The 19,786-nt window shown below is 70.4% G+C and carries 18 protein-coding genes and 1 pseudogene; 5 read left to right on the top strand and 14 right to left on the bottom strand.

The features are described 5' to 3' along the window. Positions 1 to 56 precede the first annotated feature (56 nt). The gene (locus VFL99_RS14300) at positions 57 to 1,982 is read left to right on the top strand and encodes a penicillin-binding transpeptidase domain-containing protein (RefSeq protein ID WP_325107046.1); all 1,926 of its coding nucleotides are present in this window, start codon (positions 57 to 59) and stop codon (positions 1,980 to 1,982) included. 105 nt (positions 1,983 to 2,087) lie between these two features. Here VFL99_RS14300 and VFL99_RS14295 read toward each other — a convergent pair whose 3' ends face one another. The 7 genes from VFL99_RS14295 to VFL99_RS14265 form a co-directional block, all read right to left on the bottom strand. Then, complete coding sequence (locus VFL99_RS14295) at positions 2,088 to 2,291, bottom strand: cold-shock protein (RefSeq protein WP_325107045.1); 204 nt, start codon at positions 2,289 to 2,291, stop codon at positions 2,088 to 2,090. Positions 2,292 to 2,556: 265 nt separating this feature from the next. Then, complete coding sequence (locus tag VFL99_RS14290; RefSeq protein WP_325107044.1) at positions 2,557 to 3,450, bottom strand: HpcH/HpaI aldolase/citrate lyase family protein; 894 nt, start codon at positions 3,448 to 3,450, stop codon at positions 2,557 to 2,559. Continuing rightward, positions 3,447 to 4,631 carry a CaiB/BaiF CoA transferase family protein gene (locus VFL99_RS14285; protein ID WP_325107043.1) on the bottom strand — a complete coding sequence of 395 codons (1,185 nt, stop codon included), beginning with the start codon at positions 4,629 to 4,631 and terminating at the stop codon, positions 3,447 to 3,449. Before VFL99_RS14285 ends, VFL99_RS14290 begins: the two co-directional genes overlap by 4 nt. Then, positions 4,628 to 5,758 (bottom strand): ABC transporter ATP-binding protein, encoded by a 1,131-nt coding sequence (locus VFL99_RS14280; RefSeq protein WP_325107042.1) that lies wholly within the window; start codon positions 5,756 to 5,758, stop codon positions 4,628 to 4,630. Before VFL99_RS14280 ends, VFL99_RS14285 begins: the two co-directional genes overlap by 4 nt. Further along, positions 5,751 to 7,484 carry an ABC transporter permease gene (locus VFL99_RS14275; RefSeq protein WP_325107041.1) on the bottom strand — a complete coding sequence of 578 codons (1,734 nt, stop codon included), beginning with the start codon at positions 7,482 to 7,484 and terminating at the stop codon, positions 5,751 to 5,753. The genes VFL99_RS14280 and VFL99_RS14275 overlap by 8 nt, the downstream gene beginning before the upstream one ends. Then, positions 7,484 to 8,704 (bottom strand): ABC transporter substrate-binding protein, encoded by a 1,221-nt coding sequence (locus tag VFL99_RS14270; protein ID WP_325107040.1) that lies wholly within the window; start codon positions 8,702 to 8,704, stop codon positions 7,484 to 7,486. The genes VFL99_RS14275 and VFL99_RS14270 overlap by 1 nt, the downstream gene beginning before the upstream one ends. Further along, positions 8,686 to 9,531, bottom strand: coding sequence for an alpha/beta hydrolase family protein (locus VFL99_RS14265; protein ID WP_325107039.1), 846 nt, complete (start codon positions 9,529 to 9,531; stop codon positions 8,686 to 8,688). The genes VFL99_RS14270 and VFL99_RS14265 overlap by 19 nt, the downstream gene beginning before the upstream one ends. Before the next feature lie 107 nt (positions 9,532 to 9,638). Here VFL99_RS14265 and VFL99_RS14260 point away from each other — a divergent pair, with 107 nt between their 5' ends. Next, positions 9,639 to 10,316 (top strand): GntR family transcriptional regulator, encoded by a 678-nt coding sequence (locus tag VFL99_RS14260; RefSeq protein WP_325107038.1) that lies wholly within the window; start codon positions 9,639 to 9,641, stop codon positions 10,314 to 10,316. Positions 10,317 to 10,409: 93 nt separating this feature from the next. Then, positions 10,410 to 10,958 carry a DoxX family protein gene (locus tag VFL99_RS14255; protein WP_325107037.1) on the top strand — a complete coding sequence of 183 codons (549 nt, stop codon included), beginning with the start codon at positions 10,410 to 10,412 and terminating at the stop codon, positions 10,956 to 10,958. A 51-nt stretch (positions 10,959 to 11,009) separates the two neighbouring features. Here VFL99_RS14255 and VFL99_RS14250 read toward each other — a convergent pair whose 3' ends face one another. The 4 genes from VFL99_RS14250 to VFL99_RS14235 all read right to left on the bottom strand — a co-directional run bounded on the left by VFL99_RS14250 (position 11,010) and on the right by VFL99_RS14235 (position 16,342). Further along, positions 11,010 to 13,211 (bottom strand): FUSC family protein, encoded by a 2,202-nt coding sequence (locus tag VFL99_RS14250; protein ID WP_325107036.1) that lies wholly within the window; start codon positions 13,209 to 13,211, stop codon positions 11,010 to 11,012. Beyond that, the gene (locus VFL99_RS14245) at positions 13,208 to 13,792 is read right to left on the bottom strand and encodes a TetR/AcrR family transcriptional regulator (protein ID WP_325107035.1); all 585 of its coding nucleotides are present in this window, start codon (positions 13,790 to 13,792) and stop codon (positions 13,208 to 13,210) included. Before VFL99_RS14245 ends, VFL99_RS14250 begins: the two co-directional genes overlap by 4 nt. 39 nt (positions 13,793 to 13,831) lie before the next feature. After that, entirely contained in the window at positions 13,832 to 14,482 is a 651-nt protein-coding gene (locus VFL99_RS14240) for a response regulator transcription factor (RefSeq protein WP_325107034.1), read from the bottom strand. A gap of 75 nt (positions 14,483 to 14,557) precedes the next feature. Beyond that, on the bottom strand, positions 14,558 to 16,342 hold the full coding sequence (locus VFL99_RS14235; protein ID WP_325107033.1) for a GAF domain-containing sensor histidine kinase: 1,785 nt from the start codon (positions 16,340 to 16,342) through the stop codon (positions 14,558 to 14,560). A 163-nt stretch (positions 16,343 to 16,505) separates the two neighbouring features. On the opposite strand from VFL99_RS14235, the gene VFL99_RS14230 reads away from it, so the two are divergent. After that, positions 16,506 to 16,937, top strand: coding sequence for a pyridoxamine 5'-phosphate oxidase family protein (locus VFL99_RS14230; protein ID WP_325107032.1), 432 nt, complete (start codon positions 16,506 to 16,508; stop codon positions 16,935 to 16,937). 88 nt (positions 16,938 to 17,025) lie between these two features. After that, positions 17,026 to 17,445, top strand: a complete 420-nt coding sequence (locus tag VFL99_RS14225) for an adenine nucleotide alpha hydrolase family protein (protein WP_325107031.1) — start codon at positions 17,026 to 17,028, stop codon at positions 17,443 to 17,445. Positions 17,446 to 17,592: 147 nt separating this feature from the next. On the opposite strand, the gene VFL99_RS14220 is transcribed toward VFL99_RS14225, so the two are convergent. From VFL99_RS14220 to VFL99_RS14210, 3 genes and pseudogenes are all read right to left on the bottom strand, one after another. Continuing rightward, positions 17,593 to 18,036 (bottom strand): pyridoxamine 5'-phosphate oxidase family protein, encoded by a 444-nt coding sequence (locus tag VFL99_RS14220; protein ID WP_325107030.1) that lies wholly within the window; start codon positions 18,034 to 18,036, stop codon positions 17,593 to 17,595. A gap of 84 nt (positions 18,037 to 18,120) precedes the next feature. Continuing rightward, on the bottom strand, positions 18,121 to 19,350 hold the full coding sequence (locus tag VFL99_RS14215) for an AGE family epimerase/isomerase (RefSeq protein ID WP_325107029.1): 1,230 nt from the start codon (positions 19,348 to 19,350) through the stop codon (positions 18,121 to 18,123). A gap of 164 nt (positions 19,351 to 19,514) precedes the next feature. Next, positions 19,515 to 19,786: pseudogene (locus VFL99_RS14210) on the bottom strand (HNH endonuclease signature motif containing protein); the annotation flags it as partial.

Genomic DNA, 19,786 nt, shown 5'->3' with positions numbered 1-19,786 from the left:
GGACACGATCCGGGGAGGGCTCCCGGTGAGTCGATGCCGAGTCGTCATGAGGTTGGATGGGCAGCGTGCGAAAGAAGGTAGTGGCGACGGCGGCAGGGGTCGCCGCGGTGCTCGTGGCCGGTGCGGTCGTGGGCGGCGTGGTGTGGAAGCAGCAGCGGGACGCCGCGCAGGCCGCCGATGCTGCCGCACAGTCGGCCGCCACGTCCTTCGCCAAGGCCTGGTCCGCGCGCTCCCTCACCTCGGCCCGGTATGCCGACCGCTCACCGAAGGCGGTCGCCCGGGACTTCGCGAGCGCGACCGCGGCACTGGGCAAGGCCCCGGTCCACGTGACGGTGGCCGACGTGCACCGCACCGGGGACACGGCGGCCGCCACCCTCTCAGTGGCCTGGACATTGTCCGGCGGGACGACGTGGCGCTACCAGGACCCGGTCCGGCTCGTGAAGCAGCAGGGCGGCTGGGCCGTCGACGCCCGCCAGCACTCGCTGTGGCACCCGAAGCTGCCCCGCGGCGGCACGTTCGCGGTGCAGCAGGTCGCCGCGAAGCGCGGCGCCATCCTCGACGGCACCGGCGCCGCGCTGATGGCCGACCAGACCGTGCACGACATCGCGATCGACCCGGTCCGGTCCACCGACCAGACCGTCTCCGCGCTCGAGCAGGTGGTCGGGTTCCCGGCCGGCTCGCTCGTGGCCAAGCTGCACGAGGCCAAGAAGTCCGGCTCCAAGGCGCCGATCCCGGTCATCACCTACCGCGACAGCGACTTCGCCCCGCGCAAGGGGCGACTGTCCGGCATCCCCGGCGTCGTCGTCACCGAGCGGCAGCAGCCGCTCGCGCAGACCCGAGAGTTCGGCCAGCCGCTGCTCGGCACGGTGGGGCCGGTCACGAAGGAGATCGTCGATCACAGCAACGGCCGCTACCAGGCCGGGGACTACGCCGGCACCAGCGGCCTGCAGGCACAGTACGACGCGTGGCTGGCTGGCAAGCCGGGGCTGACCATCACCGCCACCGGTGGCTCCTCGGGGTCGAAGCAGGGCGAAACCGTGCTCTTCCAGCGCAAGCCGGTCAACGGCAAGCCGCTGAAGCTCACGCTGCGCACGAAGGTCCAGGAGGCGGCCGAGAAGGCGCTGGCCGATGCGAGCACGAACTCCCCCTCGGCGCTCGTGGCCGTCGACGTCAAGACCGGCGCCCTGTTGGCGGTGGCGAACTCGCCTGCGTTCGGGGCGGATCGGGCCCTGAAGGGGCAGTTCCAGCCCGGTTCGACGCTGAAGGTGGCGACGGCATACAGCGTGTTGAGCCACGGGCTGGACCCGCAGAAGACGGTGAACTGCCCCGCTGCCACGACGATCGACGGGCTGCGGATCACCAACTACGCCAACGAGGCGTTCGGCCCCATCTCGTTCGCGATGGACTTCGCCCACTCGTGCAACACCGCCTTCGCGGACGTGTCGACGACCATGGGGGACGCCGACCTGCACCAGGCTGCCCTGGCCCTCGGCATCGGACGCGACTGGCACCTGGGCGTGGACGGCACGTTCACCGGTTCGGTGCCGGTGGCGAACGGCGCCACGGACAAGGCGGCCTCGGCGTTCGGCCAGGCGCGGACCCTTGCCTCTCCGGCCGCGATGGCGGTCATGGCCGGGTCGGTGGCACGCGGCGCCTACCTGCCGCCCTCGCTCGTGGTGAACCCGAAGCCGCAGGGGCTGACGTCCAAACGGGAGGCCTTGCAGCAGCCGGCCGGCCAGGAGCTGCAGCAGCTGATGCGGCTCGTGGTCGAGAAGGGCACCGGTCAGCCGCTGCAGGGGGTCCCCGGCCCGCCGGTGCACGCGAAGACCGGCACGGCGGAGCACTCGGGCACCCACCCGCACGCGTGGATGGTCGGCTGGCAGGGCGACGTGGCCTTCGGTGTCCTCGTCGAGAAGGGCAAGAGCGGTGAGGTGACCGCGGGCCCGATCGCCAAGGACTTCCTCACCCAGCTCCAGCACTGAACAGATACCGCTGAGCAGACAGCAGCGGGCCCCCGGAGCAGGAGCTCCGGGGGCCCGCTTCGTCAGCCGTGATCAGGGTGCGATCACGCTGTCCTCAGACTCTGGTCAGAGCGGACGGACCGCGTCGGCCTGCGGCCCCTTGGGGCTCTGCGTGACCTCGAACTCGACGCGCTGCGCCTCGTCGAGGGTGCGGTAGCCGTTCGACTGAATGGCCGAGTAGTGAACGAAGACGTCCGGACCGCCGCCGTCCTGGGCGATGAAGCCAAAGCCCTTCTCAGCGTTGAACCACTTAACGGTGCCCTGTGCCATGGGGGATACAACTTTCTTTCGTGGCGGTGGAGACCCACACCTCGTGGGCTCCAGGGCTGCCGCATTCCCCCCATACAGCGGGACATGCCCACATCATGAATCGAGCCCGCTCGCGAGCGGGCACTTCTTCGTCCTGCGAGGAACTGCAACTGCAACCGTCACGAACCGTAGCACGCACGGGGTCGCCCGGTGGGCGATGAGTCCCGGCCTGTCTCAGTGACTGGAAGGGGGGCTGGAAGAGGCGCTGGAAGAGGGGCTGGAAGAGTCAGCGTGGAGCACCCACGGACCACAGCCGCAGGAGCTGACGCGAGCGCTCGACGACCGGCTCGTCGATCATTCCGCCCTCGAACTCGACGGCACCGTCCCCCCCGGCCAGCGCCGCGTCGTAGGCCGCCACCATCCGCCGGGCCCGGTCCAGTTCCTCGTCGCTCGGGGAGAACTCCTCGTTGATGATCGGCACCTGCAGGGGGTGCACCGCGCTGGCACCCACGAGCCCCACCTGACGGGAGCGACGGCACACGCGACGGAACGCGTCCTGGTCGCGGTAGTTCGCAATGGACCCCACCAACCCGATGGGACGGACGCCAGCGGCGCGGGCCGCGAAGACGGTGGCCTGCTTGGGCCCCACGACCAGCTCGGGCTCGGGCGCGATGCCGGCCGAGGTGGCGAAGTCCTCGGTCCCCAGGGTGAGGTAGGCGATGCGAGGGCTCGCGGCCGCGATCTCGCGGAGCCGGAAGAAGCCGCTGGTGGTCTCGACCATGGCGATGAGGCGCACTGTGCCCGCCGCCAGTCCCGCCTCCGCTTCCAGCTCGGTGATCACCTCATCGAGCATCTGCACGTGCTCGGCGCTCCCGAGCTTGGGGAGGGCAAGCCCCCGCACGCCCGGACGCACCGCGACCTCGAGGTCGCGGACGACGTGCCGCCATGGCCGGTTGACCCGCACCACGACGTCCACGCCGTGTCCGACCAGCTGGTCCACCGCGGCCGGAAGCAGCCGGCGTGCGGCCTCCTTCTCGCTCTCGGCGACCGCGTCCTCGAGGTCGAGCTGGATGGCGTCGGCGCCCCGGGTGTGGGCCTTGTCCAGGAATCGGCGGGACGTGACCGGGACATAGAGCAGCGACCGCCAGAGCGGCGCCTCCTCGGCACGGTGCTGGGTCACTGCACCACTCCCTTCTCGCGGAGGCGCTCGAGCTCCTCGGCATCGACCACCTCGCCGACGACGTCGTCGGTGTCACCGCCCAGTTCCGGGGCGGGAGAGCGGATGGCGCCCGGGGAGGCGCTCAACCGCGGCACCACCTGGTGCATGGCGACGCCCCCGGCTCCCGGGTTGCCCGCGCCTTCGACCACTACGCCGCGGGTGGCGAAGAAGTCCGTCTCGAGCAGCCCCGCGATGTCCATCACGGGCGCCACCGTGACCCCCGCAGCGCGCATCTGCGTGAGGTTCTCCTCCAGCGTGCGCTCGCCGAAGTAGCCGCCGAGGACCTCGTCGAGCTCATCGAGGTGCTGCAACCGGGCGCTGTTGTCGGCGAACCGAGGGTCGTCGAGCAGGTCCGCGCGCCCGATCGCGGTGAAGAGGCGCTCGGCCATGGTCTGCGTGGATCCCGACAGCGCCAGCCACCCGTCGTCCTTGGTGCGGTACACGTTCCGGGGGGAGCTGGACTGCGACCGGCTCCCGGTGCGCTGCGGGACCCGGCCGGTGTGCCGGTAGACGGCCGCCATCGGCCCGAGGACGGAGAAGAGCGGCTCGAAGAGGGACAGGTCGATCACCTGCCCCTCACCGGTGGTCTCTGCGTGCCGCAGGGCGGCGAGCACCGCGAAGGCGCCGAAGGTTCCGGCCACCATGTCCGCCATCGCGCCCGGGGGGAGGACCGGCTCCCGGTCGGGGAACCCGTTCCACGCGGCCAGCCCTGACATCGCCTCGATCAGGGTGCCGAATCCGGGCTGGGCGGACATCGACCCGGTCTGCCCCCACCCCGAGATGCGCGTGACGACGAGGCGGGGGTTGGCCTCGTGCAGGACCGCCGTGCCCAGCCCCATCCGCTCGAGCGTGCCCGGTCGGAAGCTCTCCACCAGGACGTCCGCCGTCGCCACGAGGCGCAGCAACAGGTCGTGTCCGTCGGGGTGCTTGAGGTCGAGGGCGACACTGCGCTTGTTGCGCGCGTACACCTGCCAGAAGAGGCCCTCGCCGTCCTCGCGCCAGTGCCGCAGGGTGTCACCGGTGCCGGGCCGCTCGATCTTCACCACGTCCGCGCCGAAGTCGGCGAGCAGGAGCGTGAGCTGGTTGCCGGCGACCAGACGGGAGAGGTCGAGCACCCGGATGCCCCCGAGCGGGCCTGTCATGCGTCCACCTCCGCCAACGGGACCTCCGCCTGGGCGGCGTCGCTCCGGGAGAAGACGTAGGCCGCATCCTCCGGCACCAGCAGCCACACCTTTCGTTCGCTCACCTCCCGATCGCTCTCGGCGAAGACGAGCTGGTCTCCGGCAACGAGCTCGTACTCGTACCGCGCGCCGACGAAGGAGGCCTTCCGCAGCTCCGCCGGGATCGCGTTGACGCTGTCGGCCGTGACGTCGGAGCGCGGTGGAGTCACCTCCATCCGCTCCGACCGGATCCCGACGCTGACCTGCTGTCCCGCAGCCCACCGCCCGTGCGCCGTCACGCGCAGCTGACCGCCGCCGTCCAGCTGCACCCTGGTGAGCCCGCTCTCCTCCTGCTCGACCACCGTGGCCGACAGGAAGCTGCAGCGTCCGATGAAGTCGGCCACCTCGGCATTGCTCGGGTCGTGGTAAACCTCCTTCGGAGCGGCGACCTGTAGCATGCGCCCCTCACTCATGACCGCGAGCCGGTCGGACAACGACAGTGCCTCGAGCTGGTCGTGGGTCACGTAGACGGTCGTGATGCCCACGGTCTTCTGCAGGTCCTTCAGCCATGCCCTGGCCCGGTCGCGGAGCTTGGCGTCGAGGTTGGACAAGGGCTCGTCCAGGAGCAGCACCGTGGGTGAGTAGACCAGGGCCCGGGCCAGCGCCACCCGCTGCTGCTGCCCACCGGAGAGCTGGTGCGGGTACCGCTTCTTGTAGGGCAGCAGCCCGACCTGGTCGAGGGCGTCGTCGATGAGCCGGGTCTGCTCCTTGCCCTTGACCTTGCGCAGCTTCAGCGGCATCGCGAGGTTCGCCTCGACCGTCATGTGCGGCCACAGCGCGTAGGACTGGAAGACCATGCCGAGGTTGCGTTCCTCCGGGGTGAGGAACGTGCCGTGGTCGGCGTCCACGAAGACGTGGTCACCGACGCGGATGCTGCCGGTGTCGGGGGTTTCCAGCCCGGCGATGCTCATGAGCGTCGTCGACTTCCCACACCCGCTGGGCCCGAGCAACGTGAAGAACTCCCCGTCGCCGACGGTGAAGGAGACGTTGTCGAGCGCCTGCTGCTCCCCGAACCGCTTGGAGAGCCCTTCGACGATCAGATCAGGCATGGGAGCGCACCTTGAAGACCTTTCCGGCGAGGAAGACGAAGACCGCGGTGATGGCGATCTGGATGCAGGACAGCGCCGCCACGGCGCCGGTGTTTCCGTTGAGCCACAGCTGCAGCATCGTGGTGCCGATCACCTGGGAGTGCGCGTTGGCCAGGAAGACCGCCGGCGTGAACTCCTTGATCATCTGCACGAACAGCAGGACGAACCCGGACAGCAGGCCCGGCATGATCAGGCGGAACAGGATGCGGCTGAACGTCTTCCACCAGTCCGCACCCATCGACCTCGCGGCCTGGTCGAGCTCGTCCCCGATCTGCATCACGATCGGGGCGATGGCGCCGAACGCTGCGGGGAAGGACCGGACCCCGAAGGCGATGATGAGCGCCAGCAGGGTGCCGTTGATCCAGTTCAGCGGGCCGATGAGCGCGAACGCCCAGAAGAAGCCGATGCCGAGGATGATGCCCGGGATCACCTGCGGTGCCAACGAGGTGAACTCCAGGGGGCGTGCGAACCGGAAGCCGGACCGCCGGGCGACCAGCACCGCCACCGACACCAGCAGCGTCGTCGCGACGGCGCCGACCAACGCGACGACCACGCTGTTCCAGATCGACTGCACGTAGGCGGGGTAGGAGAACACCAGGTGGAAGTTGTCCGTGGTCAGCAGCCGGAGCGGGTTGACCAGCGGGGTGAGGATCTGCGTGAACGCCCGGGCCAGCAGCCCCAGGAGCGGCAGCAGTGGACCCAGCACGAGGTAGAGGAACACGAAGGCGAAGCCGATCCACCGCAGCTTGCCCAGTTCGAACAGCCGGGGCCGTGACGCCTTGCCGCGCACGGCGATGAAGCGTTGGGCGTTGCGCAGGGCCAGCGCCTGCACCGTGACGAGGATGCCCATGACCACGAGGGTGACGACGGAGGCAGCCGCGACGAGCCCGTAGTCGGGGTTCGACTGCGCCAGTCCGTGGATGTAGATGAAGCTGGCGAACAGGTCGATGCCCACGGGTCGCCCGAACAGCAGGGGCACGCTCAGCGTCTCCAGGGACGTCGAGAAGATGAGCAGTGCGCTGTAGAGGATGGGCGGACGCATCATCGGCAGCACCACCGACCACAGGATGCGCAGTGGCCCGGCCCCGCAGGTGCGGGCGGCATTCTCGAGAGAGGGGTCGGACAGTCGCAACGCGCCGGAACAGTAGAGGTACCCGATCGGCACGAGCGCGACCGCCTCGGTCAGCGCCATCCCGGGGATGCTGTAGAGCTGCCACGGGACGGTCCCGATGACCCGCTCCACCCCCACGCTGACGAACCCGGCCGGGCCGTACATGATGATCCACCCGAACGCGAGCACCAGCGGGGAGATGTAGATCGGCCACAGCAGCATCGCGCCCATCGCGCGGCCGCCCGGCACGCGGGTGCGCACCAGGAGCACCGCCAGCAGCACCGAGAGGACGACCGCGAAGACGGTCGTCAGGACGGCGAAGTAGAGGCTGTTCAGGACGACCTTCCCGAAGCCAGCCTGGGTGAAGAGGTGGGCGTAGTTCTGCCAGGTCAGCAGCCGGCCCGGTTCGTAGAGCGCGCGGTCGACCAACGACTGGTACAGCGTCGGGAGCAGGGGCGCGAGGACGAGGACCGCCACGACGAGGAAGACCCCGTACTGGATCCAGGTCTCGCGTCCCCGCCCCAGGAACCGGCGGTACCGCGGAGGCCGGAGCGACCCGGCCGCGTGCATGGTCATCAGGCCTTCATCGCTCCGTTCCACTTGGACACGAAGGCCTTGTTCTGCGCCGTCGAGATCTCCTCATAGCCGACGTTGATGAGGTTGTCCTTGCCGACCTCCTGCGCGATAGCGGAGTAGCTTCGCGGCGCCTCGTCCTTGGTCAGGTCCTTCCGGAAGGGAGTGAACCCACCCTTGTAGATGGCGATCTGGCCATCGTGGGACAGGAGGAAGTCGAGCATCAGCTTGGCCGTCGCCATCTGCGGTGCCGTCTTGGGGATGCCCATCCCGCGGAACATCATCGGGGTGCCGTCGGCGATGTAGTTCCAGCCGAGGATCGCACCGCTCTTCTCGGCCTGCGGCAGCACCACCGTGCTGGACATGAAGAACCCGGCCAGGTACTCCCCCGAGTTGATCTTGTCCACCATCGGCCCCGAGGACTGCTCCGGGCGCACCATCGGCAGGATGGTGTCGAGCAGGTCCCACGCGCCGTCATACTTCTGGGACCAGACGTACTCGATGGCGAAACCGAAGCTGTTCTGCACGTCATACGTGGTCAGCTTGTGCTGGAACCGGCTGGGATCCTTCTTCACCATCGCGGCGAGGTCCTTCATCCCCTTCGGCCGCTCGTTCTCCTTGAGGAGCGCCTTGTTGTAGGCCAGCAGGATCGGGTCCGTGGAGAAGGTGTAGAGGTTCGGCAGCGGCGCCGCGAAGTCCGGCAGCTTCGGCAGCTCCGGCGACGTGTAGTCCGCAGCCGCCTGGTGCTTCTTGATGAACTCGATCCAACTGGTCGGGTCGCCCGACACCATGAACGATGCCGCCGACTTCCCGCTCGAGGACTCGGCGTAGTAGCGCTGGAACACCTCCGCGCTGTCCAGGTTGTTCGTGGAGATGTCACCGACAAACGGGTACTTCTGCTTGAACGCGTCGATGATCGGCTGCCAGTTGTACTCCGCCATGTTGGAGTAGATGGTCAGGCCGTTCTCCTTCTTGGCCGCGTCCACGATGGACTGGTAGTCCTTGGGGTAGTACGACGGAAAGCCTTTGGACACCGTCGCGCTGCTCCCGCCCCCGGCGCCGGCGCCGGTCTGCGCGGAGGTGGATCCGCCGCCGCCACACGCGGCCAGCAGTCCGGCGGCGGACAGGGAGGCTCCCGCGGCCAGGGCACCACGCAAGAAGACGCGACGGTCGACCTCGGGGAGGCGGAAAGGGCCGTTCTCGTTCATTGACTGGGATGACATTCCACATTCCTTCCTGGGGGTGAGAGCAGGTCACCGAGGAACTCGGTGATCGCCGGAACAAGAGGTGTGAGGTCATGCCGGGCGCCGGGGACGACGTCGAGGTGCACGTCGAGGGCGTGCCCGCGCAGGTTGTCGTACAGCAGGCGCGCTCGCTGGGTGCGCGGGGAGTGCGGGTCGTCGTCGCGTGCCCCCACGACGAGCTGGAGGGTGACGCACCGGAGCTGCTCCAGGTCGACGGCCCGGCCGGTGATGGTCGCGACGTCGCGCGTGCCCTGCCACCAGTCGAGATCCGCGTCGAGCAGGGTGACGCGACCCGGCGCTGCGACGGATGCGGATGCGACGCGCTCAGGGTGCAGGTAGGTGAACCGCAGCACGAACTGGGCCCCGCCGGAAAAGCCCACGAGGTGCAGCCGCTCCCCCACCGGGCCGATCCGCATGGTGGCGTCCCGCACCATCGCCATCAGGACGTCGTCGAAGGGCAGCGAGCCGAGTCGCAGCAGCTTGTAGGCATCGACGTCGTCCGGGTCACCGTCCTCGCCCACCCCGGCCGGAAAGAGGGGGGCGAGAACCGCCACGTCATGAGCGGTCGCCCACGGGGTGAGCGCGTCGCGCATCCCGGTGGCGTCCCGTTCGGTGCCGTGCACGGCCACGACCAGCGGGATCCGGCCGCCCGCAGCACGGTGGAGCCCGTGGGGAACGACCATGCAGTAGGAGAAGCGAGGGTCCTCCGGCACGGCATACAAGCAGGTCCGTCCCAGCTCATCCGACCAGGTGCGTCGGGCAGCAGCCTGCGCCTGCGGCGCGGGGATCGATCGGACGGTCGACATGCGTCGGTGAGCTCCTCAGGGCCAGGGATGGCTGAGTGACTCGCGTCACGTTAGGGAAATATTTTGTCAAATGTCAACGACGGAGATGATTCCGTTACCATCCGTGCGTGACGCTCCACCGTCCGCCCGTCCAGACCAAGGGCGAGGCGGCCTACGCCGCACTGCGCGAGGCGATCCTCGACGGGCGGCTCACGCCCGGCTCCCGGTTGCGGCTGCACCAGCTGGCCGACGACCTGGGGATGAGCCTGACTCCCGTCCGCGAGGCGCTGGGGCTGTTGCAGACCCAAGGACTCGTCAGCCACGACCCGCACCGCGGCGCTCGCGTCGCCTCCCTCAGTCGGGAAGGGATCGAGGAGATCTTCCAGCTGCGACAGGTGCTGGAACCGTTGGCCTGTGAGTGGGCCGCCCGCCGAGCAACAGACGTGCAGCTCGCCGACATCAGCCAGGTCATGCGGTCCTTCGACGAGGCAGTCGACGAGGGCCGGTATGACGAGCTGCCCAGCCTGAACGCGACACTGCACCACCAGATCTACGCCGCTGCCGGGTCGCAGTACCTGCTGGAGTTCATCGAACGGCTCTGGGACCGCATCCCCTACCAGGCGATGAGCCTCGTCCGCGAGCACGAGCGCTCCACCGCGGAGCACCGGGCCATCGTGGCCGCCCTGGTGCAGCGGAAGGCCACGGAGGCGGGCCAACAAATGAAGGCGCACATCACGAACGCGACCGCGGGAACGCTGCACCGCTACGACTCCCTGCTCGCCGAGCAGCCGGGGCCCTCGTCCTGACGGAACTGCCGGATCCGGAGCCTTCCGTTTGACGTCGACTCGTTCTTCCTTCAACTTCGTGGGGTAGGGACAGACCTGAGGAAGGAGCCCCTCATGCAGATTGCTCGGTTCATCGGTCGCGTCACGATCGGCGGGTTGTTCATCGGTCACGGCATGCAAAAGCTCATGGGCTGGTTCGGCGGCCCGGGGCTCGAGGGCACGGACCAGATGATGACGTCACTGAAGATGCACCCACCACGGATCAACTCCCTGGTCGCCGGCGCCACCGAGGCGGGAGCCGGTGCCCTCGTGGCGGCGGGGCTCGCGACGCCGCTCGGCGCCTCCGGCCTGATCGGCGTGATGACCACGGCGATCCGGAAGGTTCACTGGCCCCAGGGGGTCTGGAACGCCTCCGGCGGTTACGAGTACAACCTCGTGATCATCGCGGCGCTCGCAGCGCTGGCCGAGGCCGGCCCCGGTGAGCTGTCCCTGGACCACGCCCTCGGCATCGACCAGCGCGGCACCCGGTGGGCGATCGGCGCGCTCGCGCTCGGCATCGCCACCTCGATCGCCTCGACCGAGGTGGGCCGGCGTCTGGCCGAGCAGCACGAGGAGCAGTTGCCACCGTCCGAGGGGGACACCGCTCCGGGCGCGGCCGGCTGATCCGGCGGGCCGGGTTCGGACCGGGGGCCGGACCCGACTGCGTGGCGCTCGTCAGTGCGCCACCGGCCGGGGCGCCGGGCGTTCCGGTCGCTCTCCCCGACGGCTGAGGTCGACCTCCGGCACGGGGTCCATCAGCCGGTCCAGCACCGTGTGCAGGTGGTCGAGCCGGTCACGCACCGGCGATGGCGGTATGCCGTCCAGCGCCTGCTTGCCCTCGTCCAGCTCCTGCCGGGCCCGGTCGGTGACGTGGAACGGGCCGGCGACGGACAGCTCGCGCAGGGCGCGGGCCAGGGCGGCCACGGCTGCGGCACTGGCGTCGACATCGTCGGCGCCGCGGAGCCGGAGCAGCCGCACCAGGTGCTTGGCGTCGCCGGCGATCCGGGCGAAGAACATCCCTCGCCGGTGGAGCAGGCTGGTGTCGTGCCGGAGCATGGAGCCCCAGGTGAGCGGACGGACGGTGTTGAGGTACTGCCGCAGCGCGCCGTCCATCTCCCGGGCCCGACCGGCGAGTCCCACGTGGTCGGCAACCCGCCCCGACGCCACGACGTCGAGCTGATCTGTCACGCCGTCGAGCAGGTCGGCGACCTGACCGAGGAAGGCGTTGCGCGCCGTGCGTGCCGTGGCACGGGTGCCGGTCGGCAGCACCAGCAGTGAGACCGCCACCCCGATGAGGGCTCCCACGGCGGTCTCCGCCAGTCGCAGGACCATCAGGCCGGCGCTGAACCTGTGCAGCAGCGAGTAGAGCTGGCCCAGCATGATCGTGATGAAGAAGATCATGGCGCCGTAGGAGATCCGCTGGAGGTAGAAGCCGCAGAAGATGCTCGCCACGACCAGGGCGAGCGCGATGCCGGCGTGACCGGCGGTGGCGTCGGCGAGGACGATCGCGGCGACGAGACCGACGAGGGTGCCGACCAGCCGACCGACGGACTTGCGTAGCGTCTCGGCGAAGGTGGAGGTGCCGGTGAAGGCGACGAAGGCCGCGATCACCGCCCAGTAGTACCGCCGCTGGTCGATCACCGAGCCGACCACGATCGCGAGCGCTGCGGCGATGGCGACCTGCACTGCCTGCCGGGTGATGAGGTCGAGCCGCAGCAACGGGTGGCGGGTCCTCCCCTGCCGGTCCTCGATCATGGTGGAGGCGACCGCCATACTGCCGGGCAGGTTCCCACCGAAGAGGTTCACCGCCGGCTCGAAGCCGGTCTCGTCGTCCTCGACGCCGGTCGGCAGGCGCTGCCAGCTGTCCCTCGTGCGGGCGAGGTCCTCGAGGGCGACGACGAGCTCGTGCACCGCGGGCGGGCGTCCGAGGTCCCGCACCGGTGCGCCGAGACGGAGGGCGCGGTCCAGGTCGCCGTCGCCGACGGCGCGCAGCACCCGGGAGAGGGTCGCGAGGACGGTCGGGTGCAGGGCCGCCTGCCGCTGGGCCAGGCGCACGGTGGCGGTCGCGAGTGAGTCGAAGCCCAGCTCGGCGTCCACGACCCACCCGCGCACGTCCGCTGCCGACTGCCCCTGCGGGCCGTGGCCCGCGTCCCCGAGGTGGCCGTCGACGAGCAGGGCCGTCTCGGACACCCGCACCAGGGCACGGTGCAGCCGGCGACGGTCGCGCGGGCTGTCTGGGTCGTCGAGGACCTCCGCCGCGGCGTCCGCGACCTGGCCGCCGCGGATCCAGAAGGCGGACAGGGTCCGGCGCAGGGTGACGTCGGGGCGGTCCCGCAGCACGGTGAGGTTCAGCAGCAGCACCCACGCTGCCGAGACGACGACCGCCTCGACCAGCGTCGGCAACACGGCCCAACCGCCCTGGAGGAAAATCGCGAAGAAGTAGCCCATCCAGGCCATGAAGCCGTAGAAGAAGTAGCGGATCCCGAAGCGCCGCACGAGCACCGCCACGAACATGACGGCGACGAAGACGACGAGGGTGAGCTCGTGGTGCGCCTCGGCCAGGGTGCCCGGCACCAACCCGCACGCCACCGCCACCGGCATGAAGGCGGCGGTGAGCGCCTTGCCCCTCACCGTCGACTCGGTCAGGGCCATCGAGCCCATCATCGCCACGACGGTGCCGATGAGCATGGCCGCAAGCGCGCTCTGCCCGGTCAGCGTGGCGAAGCCGAGCTCCACGGCCAGGGCGGACGCCACGGCCACGGCTGCTCGCGTGGCCATGCGCAGCCGGGTGAGCCCGGGGTCGGAGGCCAGGAACCGGTCCTTGAGGTCGCGCAGGGCGTCCCAGAGCACGGTCCACGGCGCGCTACCGCGCCTCATCGGGCGCCGGCCCCGGCCAGCACGTCGAACGCGTCGTTGACGAGTTCCGGCAGGGACCGGGAGGTGTCGTCCCAGCGGGAGATGGCGACGCGCAGGGCGGCCACCGCCGAGGTCGCCAACACGCCGGGCACGAGGTCGTGGGGCTCCGTATCCAGCCGCTCGGCGAGCCCCTCGGCCAGCTCTCGCTCGATGACCCACCAGCTCCGGGCGAGGGCGGCCAGCAGCCGGGGGTCAGCGCGGATGATCGCCAGCCGCCGTTGCCACGGCACCTGCTCTTCGGCGAGGGCGGCGGCGCTGGTGAGCACGGCGCGGCGCAACGCCTCGAGCGCGGGCTCCTCAGCCGGCCGCTGCGCCAGGACCGCGCGCATGCCTGCGACCCGCTCCGGGTCCGCGGCGGTGAGGGCCTCCTCCTTGGAGGCGTAGTAGTTGAAGAAGGTGCGCGGCGAGACGTCGACCGCGTCGGTGACCTGCTCGATCGTGACGTGCTCGAAGCCGTGCCGCTCGACGAGTTCGACCGCGGCCTCGCGCAGGGCCCGCCGCGTCTGGTTCTTCTTCCGCTCGCGCCGCCCGACCGTCTCCATCAACGGCAGCGTATCTGCAAAGTTGCACTCAGTGCAAAATCACCGCTCGTGGCCGTCCGGGTGCCGAGTCGCAGCGAACACCGCGGCCTGGGTGCGGCTCTCCATGCCCAGCTTGCCCAGCACGGAGGTGACGTAGTTCTTGACCGTCTTCTCCGCCAGGGACATGCGCTTGCCGATCTGCCGGTTGGTCAGCCCGGCCGCGATGAGGTCCAGGATCCGCCGCTCCTGCGGAGTGAGCGTCTTCACCCGCGGATCGGTGTCCTCGGTCTGCGTGCCCCAGCTCTGCCGCAGCTCCTCGGCTCGTTCCCCGTCGAGCAGGTTCTTTCCGCCGGCGACCTCGCGGATCGCCTCGATCAGGCCGTTGCCCTTGATGTCCTTGAGCAGGTAGCCGGAGGCACCCGCCAGCACGGCCGCCGACAGTGCCCGCTCGTCGTCATACGAGGTGAGGACCAGGCCCTTGATCGACGGGTCGACCGAGCGCACGTCCCGGCAGGCGTCGATGCCCGACCCGTCCGGCAGCCGCGCGTCGAAGATCGCCACGTCGGGCCGGAGCGCCGGGATGCGGCGGGCCGCCTCCTTGGCCGACCCCGACTCCCCGACGACCTCGATGTCGCCGGTCGACTCCAGCAGCTCGCGCAAACCCCGCCGCACCACTTCGTGGTCGTCGAGCAGGAAGACCTTGAGCGTCATGACTTCTCCTCGCCTCGTGTCCGCTGCCAGGGCACGCTTCCCACGTGCCCGTTCCCCACCTCGGTATGCCGTTCCTCATCCTCGCGTCTCACGCGGCACCTCCCAGCTGAGCACAGTGCCGCGCGGTTCGCCCCGGCGCACGTCGAAGGTCCCCGAGCGTGCGGCGGCACGTGAGCCGAGGTTGACCAGTCCGCTGCGGGCCAGGCCCGGGTCGGCCCCGACGCCGTCGTCGGTGACCACGATGCAGATTCGGTCGCCGGCGGTGATGTCCACACTGGCCTTGCTGGCATGGGCGTGGCGGGCGATGTTGGACAGGCCCTCGCGCACCACCGCGACGATGTCGGCCTCCAGTCCGTCCGCGAGGCCGCCGAGCGATCCCTCGATGGACAACCGGGGCGGGAAGCCGAGGCTCTGCGTGATGTCGTCGACCAGGCTGTGCAGCTCGGCGCGCAGGCCGCCGGTCGGGATCGGCCGGTGGAGCTCGAAGATGGTGTGCCTGATGTGCCGGATGGACTCGTCCAGCTCGTCCACGGCGTCCTCCAGCCGGGCCCGGACCAGGGGGTGCTGGGCCAGCCGGGCCGCGGACTGCAGCGACAGCCCGGTGGCGAAGAGGCGCTGGATGACGTGGTCGTGCATGTCCCGGGCGATCCGTTCGCGGTCCTCGAGGAGGGCCATCCGGGAGCGGTCGCGCTGGGCCCGGCCGGCGACGAGCGCCAGGGCCGCCTGCTGGGCGAAGTCGGCGACGGCGGTCATCGTCTCGCCCGCGCTGCCGGGCACCTCCCCCTGCCACCCCAGCACCAGGACGCCGAGGTCACCGCTGCCCACGACCACCGGCAGGATCGCCGTCGGGCCGTGCGGGTTCAGCTCGGTCAGGGACTGGGCGAGACCGTGGCTGGCCGCGGCGCGCTCGTCACCGCTCTCGGGCAGGAGCAACAGCGGCTGCCGCGCCTCGCGCACGGCCTGCCACCGGGGGCCCTCGAGCACCTTGCCGACCTCCAGGGCACCAGGCGGCGTGACGCGCGGCGAGGCGGACTGGCCCCCGGTGCTGCCGGGCTCGGCCTCCTCGTGTCCGTCACGGGCCGTGTGGACGGCGCGCACGACGAGCTCGCCGACGTCGTCGGTCAGCGCGACCGCGGCGACGTCGGCGGCGGCGAACTGTCGCGCGTGCGCGATCATCCGCTCCAGCGCGCTGTCCTCGTCCTCGCTCTCGAGCAGCATGCGCGTGAGCTCGCTGATCGCCTCCGACCACTGCCGCTGGCGCTCGCTGCGCTCGTAGAGCTGGGCGTTCTCGATGGCCACGCCTGCGGCGGCGGCGAGCGCGACGAGCATCGACTCGTCCTCGTCGCTGAACTCGGGCGCGCCCCGCTTCTCGGCGAGGTAGAGGTTGCCGAAGACACGGTCCCGGATGCGGATCGGTGTGCCGAGGAAACTGTGCATCTCGGGGTGGTTCGGCGGGAAGCCCACCGAGTCGGGGTGCGCCCCCACCTCGGGCAGGCGCTGCGTCTTCGGCTCGCGGATCAGCAGCCCGAGCACTCCCCGGCCGTGGGGCGGGTCGCCGATGGCGGCGCGCTCCTCGTCGCTCACCCCGTGGGTGATGAACGCGGTGAGCTCCTCGCCGTCCTCGGAGATGACGCCGAGCGCCCCGTAGCGGGCGTCGACGAGCCGGCACGCGGCCTCGACGATGCGACCGAGGACGTCGGAGAGCTCGAGGTCGGCGCTCACGGCGACGACCGCGTCGAGCAGCGCGGCGAGCCGCTCCTGCGAGGCACGGGCAGCGGAGGCGCGCGCCCGCAGTTCGTCGAGCAGATCCTCCAGGTCGAGAGCGCTGGGGGCCGGCCACGGGCTCGGTCGGGCGTTCATGCCGTCGATCGTACGTAGGTTCGGCGGGAAGGGAAGGGAGACGCAGCGTCGCCTCCGCGCGGCGGGAGGAAAATTCGGACGACCGGCGTGGTGTCGGAACCGACCGCCGGTACGGTGCGAGACAGCACGTGAACGCACGGCTCTGGCAGGCAAGGGGACCGAGGTGAAGGACTGGGACCGGCGCGGGCTCGGCATACTCGATCGCGAGGAGTGCCTGCGCAGGATCGGTGAGGTGGCCGTCGGACGGCTGGGGTTCCTCCGTGAGGGCGACCTCACGATCCTGCCGGTGAACCACGTGCTACACGGGGAGGACGTCACCTTCCGTACGACGTGGGGATCCAAGCTGCAGCTGGCGGCGAACGGCGAACGGGTCGCGTTCGAGGTGGACAACTTCCACCTCGACACCGAGAGCGGCTGGAGCGTCCTCGTCCGGGGCCGGACGAGCATCATCGAGGACCCGGCGCTGCGCGAGGAGCTCGAGCAGGAGGCCCTGGAGTCGTGGCTGCCGCCGTCGGCCAACTCGTTCTGGGTGCGCGTGCACCCCGAGGACATCAGCGGCCGGGAGATCGTGCGGCCACAGAGTCGGACACGTTGACGGTCACCCGGGCAGGGGCCGTGGCGGGGGCAGCGACAGGGGACCTTGTGCCCTGTTGGCGGTATGCCGCGGCCCGCACCATGGAGCCATGGCAACGTCGCAGGCGGCTCGGCTCCGCACAGTCACCACCGGAGAGGCTGAGGTGGTCGCCGGTCTCGTGAACGACGGCTCGGCCCTGGTCGTCGCCCAGGCCGCGGTGACCGAGGCGGTCCGGCTGCGGGCCGGGATCCGGTTCGTGCAGGTGCTGTCGCCGGAGCTCGATGCCGACGCCCGGGAGAGCGCCGACGCCGTGACGTTCCAAGCCGCCCTGACCGCCCTACGCGGCCACTCCCGCATCCGGTGCACCTTCGAGGTGGTCACCGGTGACCCAGCGCTCGTGCTGGCGAGTCGCAGCCACGGCAGTCGCGCCCTGGTGCTCGGGGAGGACCGTCGTGAGTCGGAAGCGGTCGTCGCGGCGTACTGCCAGCAGCACGCCCGCTGCCCGGTCGTCACCGTCCCGAGGAGCTGAAGGGCCCCGAGGCGTTGGCCGTCCTGGGAAGCTGAGCGCGGGGCTGCGGCTTGGGGCAACCGGGTCCACCGGGGCGGGTGCGCCAACTGCGGCGAGGTTCAGTCACGGCGCATCCACGGTGCTCCCCCACTCAGTCGGCTCCCCCACTCAGTCGCGGTGCACCGCCACGTGGAACCGGCGCCCGGTGACGCTGTCAGGCTCGATCCGGACGAACCACGGCTTCTGGCCGCCGTGCCACGGCACCAGCGGGAGGGTCAGGGCCTCGAGGACGCCGTAGGGCTCCTGCACTCGTGCGGCCCGTCCCTTGACGACGACACTCCACGCGGTCTGTGCCTGCGGATCGAACCCGTCGACCTCGAACGCCACGGCCTGGCCGTCCGCGGCCGCCAGCTTGGTGCCGGCGCCCGTCCGGAAGACCACGGTCCCGTGGTCCACGACGTGGTTGACCGGGAACACGTCCGGCTTCCCGCCGACGACCACCGCGAGCCGCCCCACGGCAGCCGCACGAACGAGCGCCCAGCAGTGCGAGCTGTCGAGCTCCTCCGGCCTGGCCGCCGTCCGATCCGATCCCTGCACGTCATTGCTGGTCATGGCGGCAGCGTCTCGCTCGACGGAGTACCTGGACAGGGGCAAAGGTCCTCCCGTTCAGGACGACCGGGCGGGCCGTCGCCGTGATCAGGCCAGCAGGCCGCTGCGAAGTGCCACGGACAGACAGGGGGTGACCGGAAGCCGCGGCAACAACGTGGCCTGGAAGGCGTGGTAGACGTCCGGCTTCCCGCTCCAGGTCGTCGAGCTCGGGCCGTTACGGGGGGACAACTCGTGGTGCCAGGAGCCTCGCTCCCGGTCAATCACGTGGCAGGCCAGGTAGTCCCACCACGTCTGGTACCACTCGGCATACCGCTCCTCCCCGGTGAGGCGGTGCAGCGTCGCTGCCGTCGCTGTGGCCTCAGCGGGGACCCAGTGCATCCGCTCGCGCACGACCGGAGCCCCGTCCCAGTCGACGGTGTAGACGAACCCGTCCGCTCCGTCGACCGCCCATCCGTCGCGGACGGCGGTGTCGACGAGGGCTCGGGCATCGTCCAGCATCCAGGTGGGCGCGTCGGGACCCAGGGCCTCGCGCAGCTGGAGGATGAGGCGGGCCCACTCCAGTGAGTGGCCGATCGTGGCACCGTAGGGCTGGAACGGGTGGGCCGGCTCCTCGCGGTGGTAGTCGAGCAGGGGCTCCCAGTCCGGAGTGAAGTGCTCGGGGATGTGCCAGCCGTTCGCGGCCGCGAGGTCGTGCACCACCCGAGTCGCGATGTGGAGCGCACGCTCTCGCAGGCTCGGGTCGTCGAGCACGTCGGCAGTGGCGAGGAACGCCTCGACCATGTGCATGTTCGCGTTGACACCGCGATAGGAGTCGAGTGTGGCGAACTCCCGGTCCCACGAGTCGACGATCATCTGGTGGCGCTCGTCCCAGAAGTGGTCGAGGACGGTGGACAGCGCTTCGTCGAGCAGGTCCCGCGCGCCGGGACGTCCTGCCACGACGGCGCTCGAGCTGCTGAGCAGGACGAAGGCGTGCTCGTACGCGGTCTTCTCGGCACGCACCTCACCGCCCGGCCCCAGAGCGGCATACCAGCCGCCGTGCTCCTCGTCGTGGAACGAGCCACGCAGCGCGGCGAGTCCGGCATCCACCAGCGGCACCGAACCCGGGCGTCCCATGAGGTGGGCCAGTGCGTAGACGTGCGTCATCCGGCAGGTCACCCAGAGCTCGACGGGCCGACTGCCGTCGGGCTTGCCGTCGTCGTCGAGCCACGCGAAGCCCCCCGGAGGACGGTCGTTCCGCGCGGCGCGGCCGAACTCCAGCAACCGGTCACCCTCGGCCTCGAGCCAGCGCGCGTGTGCGGGCTTGTCGAGCCAGTTCATGCCGTCCTCCGCTCCGCGTCCTGCCGGGTGTCCGTGCTCGTGGCTGAGCCTTGCGTCGGAGTCCTCCGGGGCCGGTGTGGCGCGAGTGCACGAACCGTGGACACACCGGAGACCTCGCGTCGCAGGCTACGCCCCCAGCGCAGGTTGAGCCGGGTCGCCGACGGTCAGAAGGGTGGTTCTTCCTGCTCTGGGGTGGGTGGGGGTGTGGTGGTCGGTTCCTGGTGGGGGTCCTGGGGGTCGTGGAGTTCGTGGTAGTCGTGGGGTTCGGTGTCGTAGCGCCGGCCGAGCAGGGTGGTCCAGGTGATGGTGCCGTCGGGGTGTTGTCGGGTGTGCCACAGGCGGCGGGTCTTCAGGTTGTGGTGGCGGCGGTGTTTGGCCGAGCCGTTGCTGGTGCTGGTCTTGCCGCCGGCGGCGTGGTCGGTGTCGTGGTCGAAGT

This window comes from Segeticoccus sp., from assembly GCF_035708005.1.
Note: the sequence above shows the minus strand (reverse complement) of the source record. Positions and strands in the feature narration are given on the sequence as shown.